Below are 3,347 nucleotides of genomic sequence, written 5' to 3'. Positions count from 1 at the left end.
TTTGCAAAATCACCGTCGAATGGTCTTACCTCTTCATTCTTGTCAGGGCTATAAATAAGGAAATAGTTAATCAAGTCTGTCCAGAAGCGTACATGGGTAATCAGTATGACCTTCTTGTACATCAACATTTCCGGATTGTCCCTGTATAAAGAAAGCTGGTATTGGAAATCCTTATCGCTCGAAACAATCATCACGTCATTATAGTTCAGACCGCAGGATTTATCTTTCACCAGCTCGTCAATAATCCAACAATACATTTTCTTGAGTTCTTCTTTCGTATCGACACAATAAAGAATACCGTCATTGTACTTTTGTCTTATCATGCTTTTTATAGACTCTGTTTTGCCTGCGCCCATGGAAGTAGAGATTATATAGCCACCATATTCATCAGGGACATCAACCTCTCCTGTCTTCAAGTCCATAGTGAATCCGTCTCCGGTAGAATGCGGACTTATATTAAACAGCTCCTTCATATTCACAAATCATTTTAATCTTCGTAATCGTCTTCATCACCGACTGTATGTTCTTCTTCATAAAAATACTCTTCCTCTTCTTCATAATAGGAATCCTCTGCGTCTGAATCCTTCATATCATCAATCACAAACCAGTCGTCCTTGTGCCTCATTAAAAGGAACTCATACAAAGACCAGACATCATCCTCTGTGAAAAATCCCGGGTCAATGTCGGAAGATTCATTCTCCATTATCTCGAAGTCCTGCCTTATCTGTTCCAGCAACTCCGACTTGTACTTTACTTCCATTACGTTGCCGTTGTTCATTATAATTCTTTCTGCTTTATCGTTAAAATTTTTCATCGTTATTTCGTTTTAAAGGTTATTTTATTTTCTGTATTTTGTTAGTTATTTCAGTAGTCGAGGATAAGGTTCAGCAGTCCTTAAAACCACCATATTGATTACCGTGATTAAAAAGAGCACCAAGCCTTATCCTGTCAAAAAGAGTGTCGGGGAATAATAATGTTTTTGTGTTTTCCAATGTTATCCCGTCAAGAACAAATCAATCAAACAAAGTAAAACCAAATATCAAATCCTTATATAATTACCTTATTCAAAAATTCTGGAGCTTTAGATGTGTTGGTATTGTGGTTGTTTTTCCATATAGTCCCACTTCTCTCCATTCAATTCACGGCCAAGTCTGTTCTTTTCGTCGACCGTCCTATTATAATATTCCTTGTATCTCGGGTCGTTATAGTCTGTCCATTCAAGGTTGTCGGAGTCGAAGTTGAGCCAGTCATTGTCCCTGTGGAGTATTACAGGATGCTCGAAACGTTTTTTATTTTCATTCACGTACCCAGCTATATCCATTAGCTTGTCAACACTAATTCTTTTCCTCTCGTACCTGCTCCAACTGTTTTTCCTCTCATACTCAACAAAAGGCTCAATAGGAACAATCATATCAATATCACCGTTGCCGATTACAGTTCCAACAGTCAATTTCTTCCCTTTCTGGTATATTGTTCCGTTCTTTCTTACTTCAAGGCCATCCGTCAACTTTACCTTACCCGCTGTTGTAGCCGTAGTTGTTGGATATACCGTTGTTGCAAGCCTCCATTCAAGGTTTTTATAGTGGTCATTCTGTAAGTTGCCATCCTTGTGAACCAAAACATAATAATTGCCGTCATCAGGTTTAGGGGCACAGAAACAATCCGCAACCAAGTCCTGGATGTAGACCGTGCCAATTTTACCGTTGACTATGTACCTTAGCCCGTTGTTGTCCACCTTGATTTTAGGGTTGTAGGTCTTCAGCTTGTTACCATCCTGCTTGTCTATAAATTCCTTTTCAACCAATAATCCGTCTTCAGAAATTTTAGTCGATGTAGCGAAATGTTTACGGATTCTTACACCATTCCTTATTTCCTCACTTTTCATAACTGCCTCCTTTCTGCTTTTTAGAGTTTATGATTAAGTCTATCCCGAATTCGTCCTTGAGGTATTGAACGAGTGTATTGTAGGCATCGGTCCTCTTCCTCTCCCTCGGTATTACAGTCAACAATTCAGACAAGTCAACCTTAATGCAGAGTCCGCTTTCAAGTTTCCTGCCTGTATAATCCTCAAGGGCTTCAATATCCTTTTTGAACTTGTCGGGAACTATCACAGTGTTTGCTTTGTTTACGTTTACATCAGGAGCAACACAATCCTGACGACCTTCCGAATACTGTACTTCATCGGAAAGCTTATTCATTAATGTCTGTATAAGCATATCATTAAATTTTTAGATATGTATTTTCACTATTTAGGATTTGGAGGTCAGGCAGGAGCGTTTTGTGGCCTTAAATGACCTTTTACGCCGTTCCATGTTCAACCTCTAATCCACAAGTTAGGTTTTGAGGGTCTGGGAAGTGCGTTTTATCGCTTTGAATGACATATTATACCGCCCGATGTTCAACCTTCATCCTTTTCACAAGTTAGGCATTGAAGGTCTGTCAGGCGCGTTTTATTGCTTTGGAGGACATTGCATTGGTAACTTATTGATATTCAGGTGCTTATCTCCCAACTTACAAAAGGCCAGGTTTTAGCTTGTAATAGACCACCTTTTACCGTTCAATGTGCCGTGTTTTATGATGTGGTTTGCCGTCTTTTATAATATGCCAGTACGAGAAGCATTCAAAGCCTTAATAATGAGGGATTACGATACTACAATATCACCCTTATCCGACAGCATATAAAAATGGTTGGTTCGGATTATCGTTCGGCTTGTAGGAATAGAAAATAAAAAATAATTATACGGGCTAAACAACAATCAGGCAAGAGGCACCACTATGAAGAATCTGTGGAAAAGGCAACCAAGAAAAAGTTGTCAGTTCAAGGCCTTGGTGACGAAGCGTATGACCTGCTTTTACCTCATGCGTAGATTTTTGGAAGTACGTGGAACCTAAAGCGGAGGTCGGGACATTGTGTGAAGAGCATGGTGTTTCGGCTTTTTTATTTTTCTTCATTATTCTTGTGCTGCTTGTGGATACTTTCTACCGGGGGTGTTGCTAGTGAACAGTTGAAATAACAAAAAATCTTACTGAAAATACCATGTTTCCTATATAAAGGAATTATCTCAGAGTAAAAAATTGTTATTCCCTTATCTCACTAGAGGAACTACGTTGGCAAATATCCATGGGCACCACTTTTATCACCTTGTAAAATAACATTGTTCCTCACCTTATCTACAATTACTTTCAGTTCTCACCTTCTCACCCTCTCACCTTCTCACCGTTATTTCACTTTTTCACCCTTTCACCTTTCTAAATTTTTCCGTCTGTAATCCCCTGAAAGCCTTAATTGTGTATTAGGAAAACAACATTATTAATCATTTTAAACAACAGACAATTATGGAAATCAG

Annotated in this window: 3 protein-coding genes and 1 pseudogene; all 4 read right to left on the bottom strand. The window is 38.8% G+C overall.

Going from position 1 to position 3,347, the window contains the following annotated elements; all coding sequences use genetic code 11:
- Window positions 1–473, bottom strand: a pseudogene (locus tag H6A34_RS13935) (hypothetical protein); the annotation flags it as partial.
- 14 nt (window positions 474–487) lie between these two features.
- Window positions 488–814 (bottom strand): hypothetical protein, encoded by a 327-nt coding sequence (locus H6A34_RS13930; protein WP_205106005.1) that lies wholly within the window; start codon window positions 812–814, stop codon window positions 488–490.
- Window positions 815–1,081: 267 nt separating this feature from the next.
- Window positions 1,082–1,885: a hypothetical protein gene (locus tag H6A34_RS13925; protein WP_205106004.1), complete on the bottom strand. Its 804-nt coding sequence runs from the start codon at window positions 1,883–1,885 to the stop codon at window positions 1,082–1,084.
- The gene (locus tag H6A34_RS13920; RefSeq protein WP_239480898.1) at window positions 1,875–2,216 is read right to left on the bottom strand and encodes a hypothetical protein; all 342 of its coding nucleotides are present in this window, start codon (window positions 2,214–2,216) and stop codon (window positions 1,875–1,877) included. Before H6A34_RS13920 ends, H6A34_RS13925 begins: the two co-directional genes overlap by 11 nt.
- Between the last annotated feature and the right edge of the window lie 1,131 nt (window positions 2,217–3,347).

It is taken from the genome of Marseilla massiliensis (assembly GCF_016899855.1).
In the GTDB taxonomy this organism is placed as follows: Bacteria; Bacteroidota; Bacteroidia; order Bacteroidales; family Bacteroidaceae; genus Prevotella.
This window is presented reverse-complemented; position numbering and strand designations above follow the sequence as displayed.